Raw genomic sequence first — 18,329 nt, forward strand, 5'->3', positions numbered from 1 at the left:
CTGCCTATTTCGGCTGTTTCCTGGTGGTAGATTTCCATAACGGCCGCGTTGACAATTGGCATTTTGTATACCAGAATCCTGTCAACGATAAACCAAGGAGGTTGCCATGCAAGTCGGAGATATCCTGCGCAAGAAGACCCCTCGCGTTGCCACGGTTCGCATGAACGAGACGGTGGCGATCGCCGCGCAATTGATGCGCGCCAGCAATATCAGCGCGCTCGTGGTCAAGGATGTCGTTCGCACCGAGGGCAACACCGCCGTCGGCATGTTCACCGAGCGCGACGTGGTGCGTGCGATCGCCGAGCACGGCGCGGCCGGCGCCGGCATGAAGGTCTCGCAGTTCGTCTCGGTGCAGCAGCTGGTGTCGTGCACCTCGAGCGATACGCTCGAACACATCCGTCATCTCATGACCAAGCACCACATTCGCCACGTGCCCGTGATCGACAATTACAGCCTGATCGGCGTCGTCAGCATGCGCGACATCGCGGCCGCGTTCGACGAGGAAACCTCCGCGTCAAAGAAGGACGCGGTGCCGGCGTAACAGCATCTCGTTTTTCATTGCTCTCGGCCAGGCGCTGCGTGCCGATCATCAGCGCCTGCCGCAATAACCAAAGACTCCGCCCTCGCCGGAACGCCGCGCCCCGTCATTTCCGCATGGGCCCGCCGCAGGTCGCCGGTAGACATTTGCCGGACAGGACTGCATCCTTCCCTCGACATCCAAAAACAACAGCGTGCGCGACCGTCCGCGTCGCGGAAAATTCAGATGGAAACGAGGGCAGAATGATCAAGACACGCTTCACCGAAATGTTCGGCGTCGACCACCCGATCGTGCAGGGCGGCATGCAATGGGTCGGGCGCGCGGAGCTGGTTGCCGCGGTCGCGAACGCCGGCGCGCTCGGCATGATCACCGCGCTGACGCAGCCGACGCCTGACGATCTGCGCAAGGAAATCGCGCGCTGCCGCGAGATGACCGACAAGCCGTTCGGCGTGAACCTGACCATCCTGCCCGCGATCAAGCCGCCGCCCTATGCCGAGTACCGCCAGGTCATCATCGAGAGCGGCATCAAGATCGTCGAGACCGCCGGCAACAAGCCGCAGGAGCATGTCGACGAGTTCAAGAGACACGGCATCAAGGTGCTGCACAAATGCACCAGCGTCCGCCACGCGCTGTCCGCCGAGCGGATGGGCGCCGACGCGATCTCGATCGACGGCTTTGAATGCGCCGGCCATCCCGGCGAGGACGACACCCCCGGCCTGATCCTGATTCCGGCCGCGGCCGACAAGGTGAAGATCCCGATGATCGCCTCGGGCGGCTTCGGCGATGCCCGCGGCCTCGTCGCAGCGCTGGCGCTCGGCGCCGAAGGCATCAACATGGGCACGCGCTTCATGTGCACCAAGGAAAGCCCGATCCATCAGCTGGTGAAGGAACGCATCGTCGCCAACGACGAGCGCGAGACCGAGCTGATCTTCCGCACCATGCGCAACACCTCGCGCGTCGCCAGGAATGCGATCTCGACCAAGGTCGTGCAGATGGAGAAGGAAGGCGCCAAGTTCGAGGACGTCCGCGAGCTGGTCGCCGGCGCCCGCGGCAAGATGGTCTACGCCACCGGCGATGCCGACGAAGGCATCTGGTCGGCCGGCCAGGTGCAGGGCCTGATCCACGACATTCCGTCCTGCGCGGAGCTGATCTCGCGCATCGTGAGCGAGGCGGAAGCGATCATCCGCGAGCGTCTGGACCGCATGACGTCGGTGGGCAAGCGCCAGGCCGCGGAGTAAGCATCGCGTAGCGATCCGTCACCCTGAGGTGGCCGCTTCTTCAGCGGCCCTCGAAGGGTCGACGGCCACTGGCCGGGCCGTTCATCCTTCGAGACGCGCTGCGCGCTCCTCAGGATGACGGAAGAGTCATCTCGAATTCGACGACACAACGAGAAGAAGCCCATGAAAGCCTATGTGTACGGAGCCAACGGCCCTGAAATCACCGACGTTGCCAAGCCCGTGCCAAAGGGCACGCAGGTGCTGGTCAAGGTTCACGCCTGCGGGCTGAACCGCGCCGATCTCGGCATGACCAAGGGCCACGCCCACGGCGCGGCCGGCGGCGTCGGCACCGTCCTCGGCATGGAATGGGCCGGCGAAGTCGCCGAGCTCGGCCCCGATGCCAGGGGTGTCAAGGTCGGCGACAAGATCATGGGCTCCGGCGGCGCGGCGTTCGCCGAGTACACGCTCGCCGATCACGGCAGGCTGTTCCGCAGCCCATCGAACATGAACTTCGACGAGGCCGCCACCCTGCCCGTCGCGCTCACCACCATGCACAATGCCGTCGTCACCAATGGCGCGCTGCAGGCGGGCCAGACCGTGCTGATCCAGGGCGCGAGCTCCGGCGTCGGCCTGATGGCGATGCAGATCGCCAAGCTGAAGGGCGCCAAGCTCGTGGTGGGGTCCTCGACCGATGCGATGCGCCGCGGCCGCTTAAAGGAATTCGGCGCCGATCTCGCGGTGGATTCCAAAGATCCCGGCTGGGTCGATCAGGTGTTGCAGGCGACCAATGGCGACGGCGTCGATCTGATCGTCGATCAGATCTCGGGACCGGTCGCAAACCAGAACCTCAAGGCGACCAAGGTCAAGGGCCGCATCGTCAATGTCGGCCGGCTCGGCGGCACCCACGCCGACTTCAACTTCGACCTGCATGCGGCGCGGCGCATCCAGTACATCGGCGTCACCTTCCGCACCCGCTCGATCGAGGAGATCAGAGAAATCTTCGACGAGGTGCGCAAGGACATCTGGCCCGCGGTCGAGGCGCGCAAGCTGCAGCTGCCGATCGACCAGGTCTACAAATTCGCCGACATCGGCAAGGCATTCGAACACATGGAAGCCAACAAGCACCTCGGCAAGATTGTGGTGACGCTGTAGCGACGAGGTGCGTAGGGCGGAGTAGCGAAGCGTAATCCGCCGTTCTTTTTCCGGGTGCACCGGCGGATTACGCCGGAGCCTGTCATCGGGCCGCGCTTCGCGCGGACCCAGTGGGCTAGTCCGCGCCTGCTGCGTGCGATGCCCTGGCTCTTTCGCGTGCGGTGTTCAGCCGACCGGTCCGGGAATCCAATAATCCCCCGCAAGCGGGCTGACCTTTACGTCACCAATGACTCCGAGCTCCAGGCTTGGATCGAAATAGCGCATCGTCCGCTCATTGAGGTCAATGATGCGGCCAGGCCGTAGTGGCCCCACGTCATTTATCTTCACGATGACCTTCTTGCCGACAGCCTCGACGAGGGCATATTTCGGCCTCGCGCCAAATTGGACCCCACCAAACTTCCGACGCAAACTCGTTTTGATGGCAGCCGCCCAGACCGAGCGATCATATCGCTCGCCGGAGGCTGTGCTCGGACCGCCCTCCTCCTTGCCGGGCTTGAATGGATTGTACATGGATGCCGCGCCAACGATTGCATCCCGACACGCGGCGTTGACGACGGCGCTTGAATGAACCGCACCGATTTCACTTCCAGCAGCGCGGCCAAAAATGGCGAACGCAACTACGGCGCCGCAAACTGCGGCGCTCGAGCCGAACAGCATCATAACTCCTTGATTGATTTTCTCGATCGTCCGGTTCCCGATGCCGCAAAACATCGTCAAGCGAACGCGGTGGCGTTAACGCGTGCCAATTCTTTGCGGAGTCGCGCCAGTTCCGGCGACGGAACCATTATGAGAACCGGGGCGGTCCTCACGCCGTGTCTTCAGTTTCGCGCCCGTCTAAGACAGAGAATGCGTCAGCAAAATGACTGAGTGGAGCGGTCTTCGACAGCACGTGAAGAGCATCTCGGCGACACCTTCCGCACCCGCTCGATCGAGGAGGTCAGAGAAATCTTCGACGAGGTGCGCAAGGACATCTGGCCCCCGGTCGAGGCGCGCAAGCTGCAGCTGCCGGTCGACCAAGTCTACAAATTCGCCGATATCGGCAAGGTGTTTGAACACATGCCAACAAGCACCTCGGCAAGATCGTGGTGACGCTGTAGCGCCGAAGCGCGTAGGGCGAATTAGCGAAACGTAATCGGCGTTCTTTCTTCGGCTGCAACGGGGGATTGCACCGGAGCCCGTCATCGGGCCGTGCTTCGCGCGGACCCGGTCGGCTAATCCGCCCTACGCAGTTGCGCCGGTCGTACCTGCGTGATGGCGACGCCGGAGATTGCGAGCAACCCGCCGACAACCAGCTTCGGGGTCACGCGCTCGCCAAGGAACATCACGCTCGAGATCAGGGCGAACACCGGAAGCAGCAGACCGAACGGGGCGACGCGGCCCATCGAGCAACGCCCGATCAGCCAGAACCACAGGCCAAACCCGACGATGCCTCCGATGAAGATGGTGTAGGCGAGCGCCAGCCAACCGCGTTCATCCGCCGTGCCAAGGCTCGCCAGCTGTCCATATTCGAGCAGCAGCGACATCAACATCACCTGCGGCACGGTGAGCAGCGACGACCAGCCCATCAACATCAGAGGATCAAACGGGCCGTAGCGTTTCGTCAGGACGTTGGACACTGCAAACGCGAACGCCGCCCCGACCACAAGCAGCAGCGGAAGCGCGTTGGTCGACAGCCCCGGCCCCGCTGCCAACACCATTACGCCGGCGAATGCAAGCACCACGCCCGCGGATGTGACGAGCGACGGCCTCTCCGCGAGCAACGGCCAGGCCAGCAGGACGGTGAAAGGCGGCGCGAGTTGATATGCGACAGCCGATATGCTTCCCGAGCCGAGCCCAAGACCAACATAGAACAGCCCGAAGTTCAGTCCACCAAGGAAGATCGAAATAGCTGCGATAGGGCCGAACTGTTGACGCGTGGGTTTTTTGACGAACGGAACAAGCAGCAGTGCGATCGCCAGGAACCGCAGTGCGAGGAAGAACAGCGGCGGAAACTCCGTGACGCCCACCTTGATGGCCACGAACTGAAAGCCCCAGAGCAAGGGAACGGCCACTGCGCAGACGATCTGGATGGCAGTCATGGCGTCATTCCTTTCTAGACCGATCAGTCCAAATATGGGCGCACCAATAGCGAAGGCGTCCATGCGTTACTGTTTATCTGATGAAGCGATCGAGAAGCGCGTCAGCGGTGGCTTGCCATGTGATCCGTGTCTGTGCCGTTTTGGCGATCACTCGTAACCCCCAAACGAAACAGACGAGAATTCGAGCGGCACTTGCAGGCTCGGCGCCATCGGCCAATCTGCCCGCCGCCTGCGCGCGGGACAGCGCGTCCGCCAACCTGGCTTCCATGGTCTTGAAAAAGATTGCGACGCGACGGCCAACCTCGGCATCATGGCCGGCCAGTTCCATGGCTGTCGCCACCAGCAGGCATCCGCGCCGGCCATTGGCGCCGCTGGCGCGCTCGACGTAACCGGCAAGGTAGGCCCGCAGGCCGGCGACCGGCTCTCCGCGAGGGGCGAGTTCAACATCCATCCGCGTCTGGGCATCGGCAATGTAGCGATCGAGCGCGCGCAGGAACAGCGAGTGCTTGTCGCCGAAAGCGGCGTAAAGACTGCCACGCGAGAGCTTCGTCGCACGCAGCAGGTCCGGCAGCGCCGTGGCGTGATAGCCGCGCGACCAGAACACATCCATCGCACGTTCGACGGCGGCTTCCATGTCGAAGCTTCGCGGGCGGCCACGGAGCGATTTCACTGGGGCTTGGCGGCTCATTGCCGATATATAGACCGATCGGTCTATATATTGCAAGTGATCGCTTTGGGGCAAGAGCCGGCCAATGCCGGAACTTGTTGGTTAGTTTCGATGGCTCGATCATGAGAGTTCGCCGAGCATTTCCACTTCCAGGAAGGCTATGCCCCGGCTCTTTCGCGTCCGCTGTTCAGCCGAACGATCCGATGCCGCATTCCGAGCACCGGACCCGGCATCGCCGTCGCAACGCTCATGATTTTCCTGGTCGCACCACCCGATCGAGGGGCGCTTCGCGATCGTCACGGTTGCTGCGGTGAGACTCGATGATCACCGCATCGACGGTTACCAGTCGTCGTAGAGCCACTCCCTTGGCGGCATTCGAGGCGGCGCTCTCGCGTAGGGCGGCTCATATGTCCGCTGGGGCTTGCGCGGGGTCGGAGCCGGCTGTGTCGGAGGCGCTGATGTAGTCTTCTGCTCGGAAACCTTCGCGAGCGCCCGTTTCAATTCCTCCTGGCTTGCCTTGAGCTCCTCAATGGCTTTGGAGTTCTCGCGGGCCGTTTGCTGCTGGTCCGCCTTGAGCTGTTCGATGTTTCGCTGCACGTTCGCGAGATCGCGGGCAATGGTTTGCAGCAGATCGGTGCGATCCGGAGGAGCTGCAGGAGTTGGCGGCGGAGTGTCCTGCGTTGCTTTCGGTGCGGCGCCCTGCATTGCGGTCGAAGGCGCCGGCGCGGGCGTCGGTTGCGGTGGTGCGGGCTCCGCCGCGGCAATCTGAACGGCAGATGGAGCGCGTTGCGCGGCAAGCGGCGGATCATCCGGCGGCAATGATGGCGCTGACGCGAACTGCGGCACCCAGCGGGCGACGACCAGCTTGGCTCTTGCACCGTAAGACGACTGCGAGGCCAGCACGGCGACAACGACACACGCCGCCAGCGACAAGGCGGCGAGGGCTCGGAAAGCTGGCCTTCCGGGAGATGATTGCGAACCGGGTCCGGACAAAGCAGCAGGTTCGGACGAAGCAGCAAGTCCGACCGAGGGTGGGTCAGGTTCAGCCGACGGAGGAGGCGGTGGGGGCGCAGCGTCGCGCTCCATCTTTGCAAGCTGCTCACTCAAGCGCGTCAGCTCTTCATCAGCGCGGACGATCTGCTTGTGGGCTTCCGCGAGCCGTTCATCGGCGCTCGCGGCCGGGCCCTCACCAGGTTCAGCCGCATTCGGAGTAGGTGTGGAGTTCATTGGCGTGTCCCTCTTCCGTCCAATGTCACCCAAGACTGCCGTCTCGGTTATCCATCAGGGTCGACCAGCCCTCAGCCTCCCGTTCAGTCTTGTCCAAGCGATGGTATGATAGCTTGCTTGACGTCTCGTGATAAGCAGGATCGCCTTCTTGTGGTGACGATAACTGTTGCCCGTTGGACACGACGGGCAACTCAGCAAAACGCGTCAAGCCGCGAGAACGCGGATGTATCGCGCAACACTTCCCGTGTCGTCCTGGCGAAAGCCAGGACCCATTACCCCGAATACGGGTCATGACGCGATGCAGCTGCTACAGCTCACCTCAACAACACAACCCTGTGGTTATGGGTCCTGGCTCTCGCCAGGACGACGGCTTGATTGGCCCAAACACAGGCGACCGATGAACTTGCGCAGTGCACGTTTTGAGATTCGGAATAGTTCGCAACAACTCCAGTACCGAGACGCGCACTTGCAAGTGAGTTGCGATTGCGCATGTCGAACGACGACCGACACTTGATGTTCACGGACTCCCTGCTACACCGCCGCCCATGAGCACATCCTCGACCAAGACATCCGTCGCCGCGATCTCGATCCTCGCCAGTGGCAGCATGGCCGCAGCGAAGTTCGTCGTCGGCATCGCCATCGGATCGCTGGCGCTGATATCAGAGGCGCTGCACTCTGCGATCGACCTCGTCGCCACCATCATCACCTGGGCGGTGGTGCGGGTGTCGGACCAGCCGGCCGACGCCGAGCATCATTACGGCCACGGCAAGTTCGAGAGCGTCTCGGCGCTCTTCATCATCGCCCTGCTCTATGTGCTGGCCGGCGGCATCCTGGTGCAGGCCTACAGCCATCTGCGCGACGGCGCCCCGCCGCCGTCGATCTCAGCCATTCCCTTCGTCGTCCTCGTCCTCGATATCGGCGTCAATCTGTGGCGCGCCCGCGCGCTGCACCGTGCCGCGCGCGACACCAAGAGCCAGGCGCTGGCCGCCGACGCGCTGCATTTCGCCTCCGACGTGATGGGCTCGGCGGCGGTCATCGTCGGCCTGGTGCTGGCGGGCTTCGGCTTCTGGTGGGGCGATGCCGCGGCCGCCATCGCGGTCGCCGTGATGATCGCCCTGCTCGGCCTGCGCATGGCGCGGGAGACGGTCGAGACCCTGCTCGACCGCGCGCCCGAGGGCGCGCTGGAGAACGCTACCGCGGCCATCAAGGCCGTGCCCGGGGTCGTCGACGTCGACCGCCTGCGGGTGCGCATGGTCGGCGCTACCCATTTCATCGATGCCATCGCAAAAGTGCCGCGCACCTATCCGATCGACCGCGTCGAGGACATCAAGCGCAGGGCCCAGCAGGCGATGACCAAGACGTTCGGCGACGCCGATCTCACCTTCACCGCGGTGCCGGTGGCGCGCGACAATGAGAGCGTGCGCGAGCGCATCATGGTGATCGCGCGCAATTCGGGCCTCGCCATCCACCACGTCACCGTGCACGACATCGGCGGCAAGCTGATCGTCGGCATCGACCTCGAGGTCGACAGCAACATGGCGCTGGACGCCGCCCACGACATCGCCCACGAGCTCGAGCGCGCGATCCGCGAGGATTTTGGCGAGGACGTCGAGGTCGACACCCATATCGAGCCGCTCGAGCCGGAACTGCCGTGGGGAACCGACGCCGCGCCCGGCCGCGTCGAAGCCATCAAGACCGCGCTGACCGGATTTGCCGATGGCGGCGCGATCCATGACATCCATAATGTGCGGGTCCGCAACACCGACGCCGGCGAGGTCGTCAACTTCCATTGCCGCGCTGAGCCGTCGATGAGTGTGATCAAGGTGCACGAAAGCGTCGACGAGATCGAACGCAAGCTGCGCCGCGCGTTCCCCACCGTGAAGCGTGTGATCAGTCACGCAGAACCGACGCGCGCGTAATTCTACGGAGCCGTTCCTGTTTCGGACTCACTTTGCGCGCACTGATTCTCTCCTGGACAAGAATTTTTTCGCATTAACGAATCGTTGACTCTCGACAGCCCGGGAAATCTGGATTCAAATCATCATGATTCGGATGCGACGTGGGAGCATCCGATCCGGGTAAAAAATCAGCTTAGATGGGGGTCTAAGGCATGGCGCGCGCGCATGCAGCGAACGCTTGTGTCCAATCCGATTCGATCAAGGGATTGGCGCAGTCGATCGCGAAACCGGCCTATCACCGGCTCTTGACGGCCGAGCCTGCACTGCGCCGCGCTGTTCCTACGCTGATCATCGCCTTCCTCATCACGATCTGCCTCGGCGCCTTCGTCCAGGTGATCGACCAGAACCGGCAGAAGCGCGGCGCGATGAAGCGCGACCTGGCCGCGCTCTCCGACATTCTCGCCGAGCGCCTCGACCGCCTGACCTCGGTGCGGCGCGACCGGCTCGCCAATATCGAGCGGATGCAGGAGCTGCTGCCGGATCTCATTCCGTCCTGGGGCATCGCCAATGGCCGCCATGTCATCATCACCAGCGCCGATCACCGCGTGCTGGCCCGCGTGCCGATCGACGGCGCCGGCGAGAGCGACCGCGTCCTCGACATCGTCTCCACCGCGCAGCTCCTGGTCGCACCGGGCCAGCAGGGCGCGGTCGGTGATATGACGTTGCCGGGCGGCACCGGCGCGCTGGCGATCTCGCAGCTCGTCAAGTCGCTACCCGGCCAGGTCGTCGTCATCCAGGAGATGAACGAGCCGATCTGGGGATCGGACGCGGCGCTCTCGGTGACGCTGTCGGCGACCACGAGCTTCGTGGTGCTGATCCTCGGCTTCGCCTTCCACTGGCAATCGACCCGCGCCCGCGAGGGCGACCTGATCAACGACGCCGTGCGCGGCCGGATCGACACCGCGCTCAATCGCGGCCGCTGCGGATTGTGGGACTGGGACCTGTCGCGCGGCCGGATCTTCTGGTCGCAGTCGATGTTCACCCTGCTCGGCCTCGATACCCGCAACGACCTCCTCACCTTCGGCGAGGTCAACGCGCTGGTAAACTCCGACGACATCAACCTGTTCGACATCGCCGAGCAGCTGATCTCGGGCAAGATCGATCACATCGACCAGAGCTTCCGCATGCGCCATGTCGGCGGCCACTGGATCTGGCTGCGGGTCCGCTGCGAGCTCAGCCACGCCGCCGCCGACAGCGGGCTGCATTTGATCGGGATCGCGGTCGACATCACCGAACAGAAGAGCCTCGCCGAGAAGTCGGTGGAAGCCGACCTCCGGCTGCGCGACGCGATCGAGACCATCCCGGAAGCCTTCGTGCTCTGGGACGCCGAGGACCGCCTCGTGCTCTGCAACTCGCACTTCCAGCGGCTACACAAGCTGCCTGATTCCGCCGTCAGCCCCGGGACCTCCTATGAGACCGTGATCGAGGTCGGCAGCATGCCCGAGGTGCGCACCCGCCTGCACGAGAGCGGCGCGCCGGCGCCGGGCGCCCGCACCTTCGAAGCGCAGCTCGACGACGGCAGCTGGCTGCACATCAGCGAACGCCGCACCAAGGACGGCGGCTACGTCTCGGTCGGCACCGACATCACCCGCATCAAGGCGCACGAGCAGAAGCTGGTCGACAATGACCTCCGCCTGCGCGCCACCGTGATCGACCTGCAGCGCTCGCAATCCGAGCTGGAGCGGCAGGCCGTCGAGCTCGCCGACCTCGCCGAGAAGTACTCGCAGGAAAGGACCCGCGCCCAAGACGCCAACGCCGCGAAGTCGAAATTCCTCGCCAATATGAGCCATGAGCTGCGCACGCCGCTCAACGCCATCATCGGCTTCTCCGAGATCATGGGCTCTGGCCTGTTCGGGACGCTCGGCTCGGACAAATACGCGGAGTACTGCCACGACATCCTGACCTCGGGGAAATACCTGCTCGAGGTCATCAACGACATTCTCGACATGTCGAAGATCGAGGCCGGCCGCATGAAGTTCGACATGGAGCCGCTCGACCTCTCCGGCATCCTCGCCGAGTCGCTGCGGGTGGTCTCCGGCCGCGCCGAGCACAAAGGGCTGTCGCTGGAATCGGATATCGAAAGCACGATCTCAGTCGTCGCCGACCGCCGCGCGGTCAAGCAGATCATCGTCAACCTGCTCTCCAACGCGGTGAAGTTCACGCCCGACAATGGCCGCGTGCTGGTGCGCGGTCAGATGCTGGATGACTCGATCGTGCTCCTGATCGCCGACAGCGGCATCGGCATCGCGCCGGAATCGCTGCGGCGGCTCGGCAAGCCGTTCGAGCAGGTCGAGAGCCAGCTCACCAAGAGCTACCAGGGCTCGGGCCTCGGACTTGCGATCGCGCGCTCGCTCACCAACCTGCATGGCGGCTCAATGAAGCTGCGCTCCAAGCTCGGCGTCGGCACCGTCGTCCGCATCACCCTGCCCCGCGATCCGCGTAGCTTGCGGGCGAAGCTGCAAGAGGCGGCTTAAGCCCACCCTACTTCGCAAGCACGCCTTCCAGCAGGACAGAATCGCCGAGGACGGCCAGCGTCTCGCGCGGCGTGAGATGCTCGACCGCCTCGTCGAAGCTCCCGCTCGCCTCGATCCGCGCGCGTGCCATCGCGAGGTCAGGATCGATCTCGCCTGGACCGCGGCGCCTCGTCGGCGTTAGCGACGCGAGATGACGATGCAGCAAGTCGGAATCCTGCCGGAGCATTGCGAGCGCAGGGGCTGATGCCTGGGCAGGCTGCGACGCCAGCTCGTTGGCGCGGACCAGCACGCCCGGCGGTCCGCTCTCCTCCGGCGTCACGAACAGCGCGCGCATCGCAGGCTTCGCCGTCCAGGCCCCGATCGGGATCGCAAACAGGAGGCCAACGATCACCGGCGACATCCACAGCAGCAGCGGCAACGACACCGCATAGGCGCTCGCCGCCATCGCCACACCGCAGGCGGTCGGGACGCCGTATTTCCGATAGAGCTCCCGCCGCTCGACCTCGCCGTCGTCGCGCCGCTGCGTCTGCCAGCCCGCATCCCGCCCGAGCAGGATCTCGATGACGGCGATCGACTGGAATACCATCATGACCGGTGCGATCATCGCAGATATCAGCACCTCGGCGATGACACCTGCCAGCGCCCGGAAGCCGCCGCCGAATTGCCGACGGACATCCGAGCGCGCCAGCAACAGGATGAAGCCGAGCAGCTTCGGCACGATCAGGAGCGCCATCGTGAGGCCGAAGACCCACGCGGCGAGCACGGGATCCTGCGCCGGCCAATTCGGAAACAGGGAAAAGCCCTTCGGAAAATATTCGGGGCGAATGAAGCGCGCCTGCAACGAGATCAGGATTCCGAGCAGCAGGAAGGCAAGCCACATCGGCGCGGTGATGTAGGAGCCGATCCCCGCCATGAAATGCAGCCGCGAAATCCAGTGCAGGCGGCGCGTGGTCAGCACCGCGAGATGCTGCAGATTGCCCTGGCACCAACGGCGGTCGCGGGCGGCAAAATCCAGCAGCGACGGCGGGACCTCCTCGTAGCTGCCGCCGAGCATCGGGGCCATGTAGATGCCCCAGCCGGCGCGCCGCATCAGCGCTGCCTCGACGAAATCGTGGCTCAGGATATGTCCGCCGAACGGCTTGCGTCCGGACAGTTCGGGCAGGCCCGCCTGCTCGGCAAAGGCCTTGATCCGGATGATCGCATTGTGTCCCCAGTAATTGCCCTCGGAGCCGTGCCACCACGCGACACCGGCGGCGACCATCGGTCCGTACAGCCGGCCGGCAAATTGCTGCAGCCGGCTGAACAGGCTGCGCGCGTTGACGATGACCGGCAGCGTCTGCAGCAGCGCCGCCTGCGGATTGGTCTCCATGGCGTGAACCATCCGCACCATGGTATCACCCGACATCAGGCTGTCGGCGTCGAGCACGATCATGAACAGGTAGGTGCCGCCAAAGCGCGTGATCCACTCGCCGAGATTGCCGGCCTTCCGCGCCGTATTATCGGCGCGATGCCGGTAGTAGAGCCTCCCGCCGCAGGCATCGCTGAGCGCCAGGAACGCCTGTTCCTCGGCGATCCAGATATCGGGATCGCGCGTGTCGCTGAGCACGAACCAGTCGAAGCTTCCGCCCCGCCCGGTCGCTTCGATGGATTCGTATATCGCGCGCAGGCGCGCCATCAATTGGTGCGGATTCTCGTTGTAGGTGGGGAGCAGCACCGCGGTCCGGCTCGCGAGCCGCGGCAACGGACCATCATCGCGGATCGGCAACGCATTGCCCTTGCGCCGGAGCAGCACGAAGAAGCCGGCCAGCCCCGAGGCGAACGAGAACGCGATCCAGGCGAGCAGCGCGACGAACAGCGCCAGCACCATCCATTCCATGATCGTCACGCCGCCGACCTGGACCACCATGTACATCTCGTAGGCGCCCGCGCCGGTCAGCGCCGCCGTCAGCACCAGGATGAAGGCGCGGCGCATCAACATGCCCGCACCGACCGACACCGGCTTGCTCACCGCGCGCGGCGGCTGGCCGAGATCGGCCGCCGACATCGCAAGCGGGCTCTCGTGCGGCACGAAGCCGCTGGCCGTTGCCGCGACGTCGGGACGAGGCGACGTGACTATGGCGCCCATCGATAGACCCAGATCTCCGAAAGCGGCTTGTCATCTTGCGCCAGATAGGCGCGCAGCTCGATCGGGTCCTTCTTGACGGCGCACTGGAAGCTGAGCCGCCACCCGCCGGTATTCGGGTTCGGCTGCGTGACGATGTTCGTGATCTCGGCCTTCTCGGCCGTCACGACGCCCTTGATGCTGGCGGGATCGATCCCCTTCAGATTGTCGCCGAACAGGTCGAGCACGAACAGCTTGCTGTTCTCGCCATGTGCACCGATGCCGCTGCGCGTGAAGCGCGCCAGCGAATGCGGCTTCGGCGCGTCAGGTCCCCAATGCAGGCGATAGGTCAGGTTGGTCTCGCTCCTGGCCTTGAGCGGCGCCTTCGGCCGCCAGAACGCGGCGATGTTGTCGTGGATCTCTTCCTTGGTCGGAATCTCGAACAGAATCACCGCGCCCTCGCCCCAGTCGCCGATCGGCTCGACCCACAGGCTCGGACGCTTCTCGAAGCTCGATTCGATGTCCTGATAGGCGAAGAAATTCTTCTCCCGCTGCATCAGCCCGAAGCCGTGCGGATTGATGTCCTGGAACGTGCTGATCTGGAGGTCGCGCGGATTGCTCAGCGGACGCCACAGGGATTCGCCCTTGCCGTTGTAGATCGCAAGCCCGTCGGAATCATGCACCGACGGCCGGAAGTCATCGACCTCGTTGCGATCATTGGGCCCGAAGAAGAACATGCTGGTCATCGGCGCAACGCCGGCATGCTCGAGATCGGCACGCGGATAAAGCGATGCCTCGACATCGAAGACGGTGGTCTTGCCCGGCCTGATCGTGAAGCGATAGCTCGCCGCGCAGCTCTTGCTGTCGAGCAAGGCATGAATCACCAGCGAGGTGGCGTTGGGCACCGGACGCTCGAGCCAGAAGGCCTTGAAGAACGGAAACTCCTCACCCTTGGCCTCGCCGGTATCGATCGACAGGCCACGCGCCGACAGGCCATAGGTCTCATCCTTGGCGACAGCGCGGAAATAGCTCGCTCCAAGGAAGACGCAGACCTCGTCGTAATAGTCCGGCTTGTTGATCGGCGCGTGGATGCGAAATCCGGCAAAGCCGAGGTCGGTCTCGGTGAACGCAGGCACGGTCTCACCGAACGAAAACATGTCCTTGCTGTATTTGACCTCGCTGACCTTGCCATCCGCGACCTCGAAAATCTTGACCTTGTTCTTGTAGAAGAAGCCGCGATGAAAGAACTGCGCCTCGAACGGCAGCTTCGCGGCCCGCCACAACGCGCGGTCGGGCACGAAGCGGATCGAGCGGTACTGATCGTAGTTCAGGTCCGTCAGGCCATTTGGCAACTTCTCGTCCGGTGCCTCGAACGACTTGCTCGCGAGGTTGCGGGCCATCTCCCTCACCATCGACGGGTTGAAGGCGGCGTCCGACGTGTTCCCGGCGGCTGCGGCCTCTCGCTGCGGCAGGAGCAATAGTGTCGGCAACACGGCCGATCCGTGGAGTAACTGGCGACGATTCAAAGCGGCTCCTGCTCGTTGACCGGGACGCCGCAATGAAACCGCCAAGCAGCCGCTGAGTTCCATGTTGGCGCGCGCGGGAACGCGCGGCTTCTCCACGAAACCGAGACGAAGCAGGAATCGCTTCGCGGCGGCCGTGCGCCGCGATTGGCTCAAGTGGGAACTGCGATGGGAGCGTCTCGGCCGCTGGCCGCGCGCTACGCGCTCTCCAGCTTCGGGGCGACCTCGCGTGCGACCTGCACCAGGGCTGCGATCAGCGGCGTCATCGGATCACGCTGCGGGATCACGAGGCCAATGCTGTAGTCCACCACCGGATCGACGATCGGAATGCTGCGCACGGCATCGGCGAGGCCAAGCGTCTCGGCGAGCTTGGCCGGCATCACGCTGGCCCAGCGTCCGGTCTTCACATGGGTGTAAAGCACGAGCAGTGAATTCGACGTCAGCGTCGGCGTCGCTTCCGCGCCGACCGAGGTCAGCGCGCGATCGATGATGCGGCGGTTCTGCATGTCGGGCGTGAGCAGGCACAGCGGCACGGTGCCGACTTCCTTCCACGTCACCTGCTTGCGGTCGCCGAACATCGCATCCGGCGCCGTCAGCAGGCGATAGCTCTCGTTGTAGAGCGGGATGGTGCGGACCTTGCCGATCGGCTCGTTCTCGATGTAGGTCAGCCCGGCATCGACCTCGAGATTCTCGAGCAGGCCGAGCACGTCGGCGGACGTGCACGACTGGATGCGAAACCGCACATCGGGATGGCGCGCCCGGTACGGCGTGGTGAGCGAGGCCACCATGCCGAGCGCGGTCGGGATCGCGGCGATCCGGATCTCGCCCGACAGCTTGTCCTTGAGGCTGTTGATCTCCTGCTTCATCGCCCGCGTGTCGCCGACAATGCGCCGCGCCCAGTCCAGCGTCCGTTCGCCCTCCGGCGTGAAACCCTGGAAGCGCGATCCGCGCTGCACCAGCATGACGCCGAGGATCTCCTCAAGCTGCTTGAGACTGGTCGACATGGTCGGCTGGGTGACCCCGCAGGCCTCCGCAGCGCGGCCGAAATGCCGTTCCTTGGCCAGCGCCAGCAGAAGTTCCAGCTTGTCGATCAAGGTTCAAACTCCTTCGGAAAACGGCGCCCCCAATGGCGGCCCGACGTGCCCATAGGTAGCACGATCGGGGTGCGATCCCGAAATCCAAAGCGCCCTGGAAGTCCGTGATTCCAGAACATTATTGCGATCCCGGATCGGTCCATTCGGCAACGCTATTAATCGCGTTTCGCAATCGCCGCATGAGACAGCTTTATTGATGTTTCGAAGGAATCCAATTCTCATGTGCAAAGCAAAAAACTGGATCGTGAGAAGCGCTGATGACGGTGGGATACGAACCTTGGGACAAGGCGCGCGGCACGGAGATCATCGCCGAGCATGCCGGGCTTGAAGGCGCCACGCTGGTGATCCTGCATGCGCTGCAGGAAGCCTTCGGCTACGTGCCGGAGCCCGCGATCCCGATGGTTGCGGAGGCGCTCAATCTGTCCCGCGCCGAGGTCCACGGCGTGTTCACCTTCTACCATGACTTCCGCAAACAACCGGCCGGACGCCATGTCCTCAAGCTCTGCCGCGCCGAGGCCTGCCAGGCTGCCGGCGGCGATCGGCTTGCGGCGCGCGCGGAGGCCAAGCTCGGCGTATCCCTGGGGAATACCACGGCGGACGAGCGGGTGACGCTTGAGCCGATCTACTGCCTCGGGCTCTGCGCCACCGCACCCTCGGCGATGCTGGACGGCCGGCTGATTGGCCGGCTCGATGAAGCGCGCATCGACGCGCTGGTCGCGGAGGCACAGCGATGACGATGCGAATTTACGTCCCCCGCGATGCCGCGGCCGTCGCCGTCGGCGCCGACGAGGTCGCCCTCGCCTTCGCGCAGGCCGCAGCAGCGCGTGGCGCAGCGATCGAGATCGTCAGGAACGGCTCGCGCGGGCTGTGCTGGCTGGAGCCGATGGTCGAGCTTTCGACCACCGAGGGCCGTATCGCGTTCGGCCCGGTGACGCCTAAGGACGTGCCATCCCTGCTCGATGCGATGGCGGGCAACGGCCAGCACGCCCTGCGGCTTGGTGTCACGGATGAGATTCCCTGGCTGAAGCGCCAGACCCGGCTGACCTTCGTCCGCTGCGGCGTGGTCGATCCGCGCTCGGTCGACGACTACCGCGCCCATGGCGGCTACAGGGGCCTGGAGCGGGCGCTGATGCTGAGCTCCGACCAGATCCTTGCCGACGTCACGACCTCGGGCCTGCGTGGCCGCGGCGGCGCCGGATTCCCGACCGGCATCAAGTGGAAGACGGTGGCGCAGGCCAGCGCCGACCGCAAATACATCGTCTGCAACGCCGACGAAGGCGACAGCGGCACCTTCGCCGACCGCATGATCATGGAAGGCGACCCCTTCGTCGTGATCGAGGGCATGACGATCGCGGGCATCACGGTGGGCGCCACCAAGGGCTACATCTACATCCGCTCGGAATATCCGCATGCGGTCGAGGCGATGAACGCGGCGATCGTCGCCGCCCGCCGCGCCGGCTTCCTTGGCAAGCGCATCGGCGGCACCAAGCATGAGTTCGATCTCGAGGTCCGCGTCGGCGCCGGCGCCTATGTCTGCGGCGAAGAGACCTCGCTGCTCGAGAGCCTCGAGGGCCGCCGCGGCATCGTGCGGGCCAAGCCGCCGCTGCCCGCGCATAAGGGCCTGTTCGGCCGTCCGAGCGTGATCAACAACGTGCTGTCGTTCGCGGCGATCCCCTTCATCCTCGACAACGGCGCCAAGGCGTACGCCGATTTCGGCATGGGCCGCTCGCGCGGCACGATGCCGATCCAGCTCGCCGGCAACATCAGATATGGCGGGCTGTTCGAGACCGCGTTCGGCGTCACGCTCGGCGAGCTCGTCGACGAGATCGGCGGCGGCACCTTCACCGGACGGGCGGTGCGCGCGGTGCAGGTCGGCGGTCCGCTCGGCGCCTACTTCCCCCGCGCGCTGTTCGATACGCCGTTCGACTACGAGGCATTCGCCGCGCGCGACGGCCTGATCGGCCATGGCGGCATCGTGGTGTTCGACGACAGCGTCGACATGGTCAAGCAGGCGCGCTTCGCGATGGAGTTCTGCGCGGTCGAATCCTGCGGCAAGTGCACGCCGTGCCGGATCGGCTCGACCCGCGGCGTCGAGACCATCAACAAGATCATCAACGGCGAGCGCGTGGCGGAAAACCTCGCCGTGATCGAAGACCTCTGCAACACCATGAAATTCGGCTCGCTCTGCGCGCTCGGCGGCTTCACGCCCTACCCCGTGATGAGCGCACTGAAGCACTTCCGGGAAGACTTTGGCGGAGATTTAGGTCCCGCACCGGCCCGGCTGCAGGCCGCGGAATAAC

Annotated in this window: 14 protein-coding genes and 1 pseudogene; 8 read left to right on the forward strand and 7 right to left on the reverse strand. The window is 64.5% G+C overall.

Translation table 11 applies throughout. From position 1 onward, the window contains the following. The first annotated feature begins 106 nt into the window (after window positions 1-106). The 3 genes from AC066Y_RS23610 to AC066Y_RS23620 all read left to right on the forward strand — a co-directional run bounded on the left by AC066Y_RS23610 (window position 107) and on the right by AC066Y_RS23620 (window position 2,907). Entirely contained in the window at window positions 107-541 is a 435-nt protein-coding gene (locus tag AC066Y_RS23610) for a CBS domain-containing protein (RefSeq protein WP_478275957.1), read from the forward strand. A 239-nt stretch (window positions 542-780) separates the two neighbouring features. Continuing rightward, entirely contained in the window at window positions 781-1,776 is a 996-nt protein-coding gene (locus AC066Y_RS23615) for an NAD(P)H-dependent flavin oxidoreductase (RefSeq protein ID WP_092125271.1), read from the forward strand. A 162-nt stretch (window positions 1,777-1,938) separates the two neighbouring features. Continuing rightward, a complete protein-coding gene (locus AC066Y_RS23620; RefSeq protein WP_478275958.1) occupies window positions 1,939-2,907 on the forward strand; it encodes a zinc-binding dehydrogenase in 969 nt (322 codons plus the stop codon). A gap of 165 nt (window positions 2,908-3,072) precedes the next feature. Here AC066Y_RS23620 and AC066Y_RS23625 read toward each other — a convergent pair whose 3' ends face one another. Beyond that, window positions 3,073-3,567, reverse strand: coding sequence for an RlpA-like double-psi beta-barrel domain-containing protein (locus tag AC066Y_RS23625; protein WP_478276022.1), 495 nt, complete (start codon window positions 3,565-3,567; stop codon window positions 3,073-3,075). A 243-nt stretch (window positions 3,568-3,810) separates the two neighbouring features. Here AC066Y_RS23625 and AC066Y_RS23630 point away from each other — a divergent pair. After that, window positions 3,811-4,004 (forward strand): annotated as a pseudogene (locus tag AC066Y_RS23630) (quinone oxidoreductase); the annotation flags it as partial. A gap of 114 nt (window positions 4,005-4,118) precedes the next feature. On the opposite strand, the gene AC066Y_RS23635 reads toward AC066Y_RS23630, so the two are convergent. From AC066Y_RS23635 to AC066Y_RS23645, 3 genes are all read right to left on the reverse strand, one after another. Next, the gene (locus AC066Y_RS23635; protein WP_478276023.1) at window positions 4,119-4,985 is read right to left on the reverse strand and encodes a DMT family transporter; all 867 of its coding nucleotides are present in this window, start codon (window positions 4,983-4,985) and stop codon (window positions 4,119-4,121) included. A 73-nt stretch (window positions 4,986-5,058) separates the two neighbouring features. Continuing rightward, entirely contained in the window at window positions 5,059-5,619 is a 561-nt protein-coding gene (locus AC066Y_RS23640; RefSeq protein WP_478275959.1) for a TetR/AcrR family transcriptional regulator, read from the reverse strand. 372 nt (window positions 5,620-5,991) lie between these two features. Then, window positions 5,992-6,357: a hypothetical protein gene (locus AC066Y_RS23645; RefSeq protein WP_478275960.1), complete on the reverse strand. Its 366-nt coding sequence runs from the start codon at window positions 6,355-6,357 to the stop codon at window positions 5,992-5,994. 1,067 nt (window positions 6,358-7,424) lie between these two features. On the opposite strand from AC066Y_RS23645, the gene AC066Y_RS23650 reads away from it, so the two are divergent. Then, a complete protein-coding gene (locus AC066Y_RS23650; protein WP_478275961.1) occupies window positions 7,425-8,798 on the forward strand; it encodes a cation diffusion facilitator family transporter in 1,374 nt (457 codons plus the stop codon). 191 nt (window positions 8,799-8,989) lie between these two features. Beyond that, a complete protein-coding gene (locus AC066Y_RS23655; RefSeq protein WP_478275962.1) occupies window positions 8,990-11,311 on the forward strand; it encodes a sensor histidine kinase in 2,322 nt (773 codons plus the stop codon). Window positions 11,312-11,318: 7 nt separating this feature from the next. Here the strand turns inward: AC066Y_RS23655 and mdoH are convergent, their stop codons facing one another. The 3 genes from mdoH to AC066Y_RS23670 all read right to left on the reverse strand — a co-directional run bounded on the left by mdoH (window position 11,319) and on the right by AC066Y_RS23670 (window position 16,029). Further along, window positions 11,319-13,436: a glucans biosynthesis glucosyltransferase MdoH gene (gene mdoH / locus AC066Y_RS23660; RefSeq protein ID WP_478275963.1), complete on the reverse strand. Its 2,118-nt coding sequence runs from the start codon at window positions 13,434-13,436 to the stop codon at window positions 11,319-11,321. Next, on the reverse strand, window positions 13,424-14,938 hold the full coding sequence (locus tag AC066Y_RS23665) for a glucan biosynthesis protein G (RefSeq protein WP_478275964.1): 1,515 nt from the start codon (window positions 14,936-14,938) through the stop codon (window positions 13,424-13,426). Before AC066Y_RS23665 ends, mdoH begins: the two co-directional genes overlap by 13 nt. A gap of 194 nt (window positions 14,939-15,132) precedes the next feature. Then, a complete protein-coding gene (locus AC066Y_RS23670) occupies window positions 15,133-16,029 on the reverse strand; it encodes a LysR family transcriptional regulator (RefSeq protein ID WP_173641863.1) in 897 nt (298 codons plus the stop codon). A gap of 257 nt (window positions 16,030-16,286) precedes the next feature. On the opposite strand from AC066Y_RS23670, the gene AC066Y_RS23675 reads away from it, so the two are divergent. Together AC066Y_RS23675 and AC066Y_RS23680 are read left to right on the forward strand one after the other, a co-directional pair. Next, a complete protein-coding gene (locus AC066Y_RS23675) occupies window positions 16,287-16,763 on the forward strand; it encodes a formate dehydrogenase subunit gamma (protein WP_478275965.1) in 477 nt (158 codons plus the stop codon). Beyond that, window positions 16,760-18,328, forward strand: a complete 1,569-nt coding sequence (locus tag AC066Y_RS23680; protein WP_478275966.1) for an NADH-ubiquinone oxidoreductase-F iron-sulfur binding region domain-containing protein — start codon at window positions 16,760-16,762, stop codon at window positions 18,326-18,328. Before AC066Y_RS23675 ends, AC066Y_RS23680 begins: the two co-directional genes overlap by 4 nt. The last annotated feature ends 1 nt before the right edge of the window (window position 18,329 follow it).

It is taken from the genome of Bradyrhizobium sp. USDA3010, from assembly GCF_056429065.1.

Coding starts and splice junctions, on each gene's coding strand:
- AC066Y_RS23610 (WP_478275957.1), top strand. CDS start 107: ATGCAAGTCGGAGATATCCTGCGCAAGAAGACCCCTCGCGTTGCCACG.
- AC066Y_RS23615 (WP_092125271.1), top strand. CDS start 781: ATGATCAAGACACGCTTCACCGAAATGTTCGGCGTCGACCACCCGATC.
- AC066Y_RS23620 (WP_478275958.1), top strand. CDS start 1,939: ATGAAAGCCTATGTGTACGGAGCCAACGGCCCTGAAATCACCGACGTT.
- AC066Y_RS23625 (WP_478276022.1), bottom strand. CDS start 3,567: ATGATGCTGTTCGGCTCGAGCGCCGCAGTTTGCGGCGCCGTAGTTGCG.
- AC066Y_RS23635 (WP_478276023.1), bottom strand. CDS start 4,985: ATGACTGCCATCCAGATCGTCTGCGCAGTGGCCGTTCCCTTGCTCTGG.
- AC066Y_RS23640 (WP_478275959.1), bottom strand. CDS start 5,619: ATGGAAGCCGCCGTCGAACGTGCGATGGATGTGTTCTGGTCGCGCGGC.
- AC066Y_RS23645 (WP_478275960.1), bottom strand. CDS start 6,357: ATGCAGGGCGCCGCACCGAAAGCAACGCAGGACACTCCGCCGCCAACT.
- AC066Y_RS23650 (WP_478275961.1), top strand. CDS start 7,425: ATGAGCACATCCTCGACCAAGACATCCGTCGCCGCGATCTCGATCCTC.
- AC066Y_RS23655 (WP_478275962.1), top strand. CDS start 8,990: ATGGCGCGCGCGCATGCAGCGAACGCTTGTGTCCAATCCGATTCGATC.
- mdoH (WP_478275963.1), bottom strand. CDS start 13,436: ATGGGCGCCATAGTCACGTCGCCTCGTCCCGACGTCGCGGCAACGGCC.
- AC066Y_RS23675 (WP_478275965.1), top strand. CDS start 16,287: ATGACGGTGGGATACGAACCTTGGGACAAGGCGCGCGGCACGGAGATC.
- AC066Y_RS23680 (WP_478275966.1), top strand. CDS start 16,760: ATGACGATGCGAATTTACGTCCCCCGCGATGCCGCGGCCGTCGCCGTC.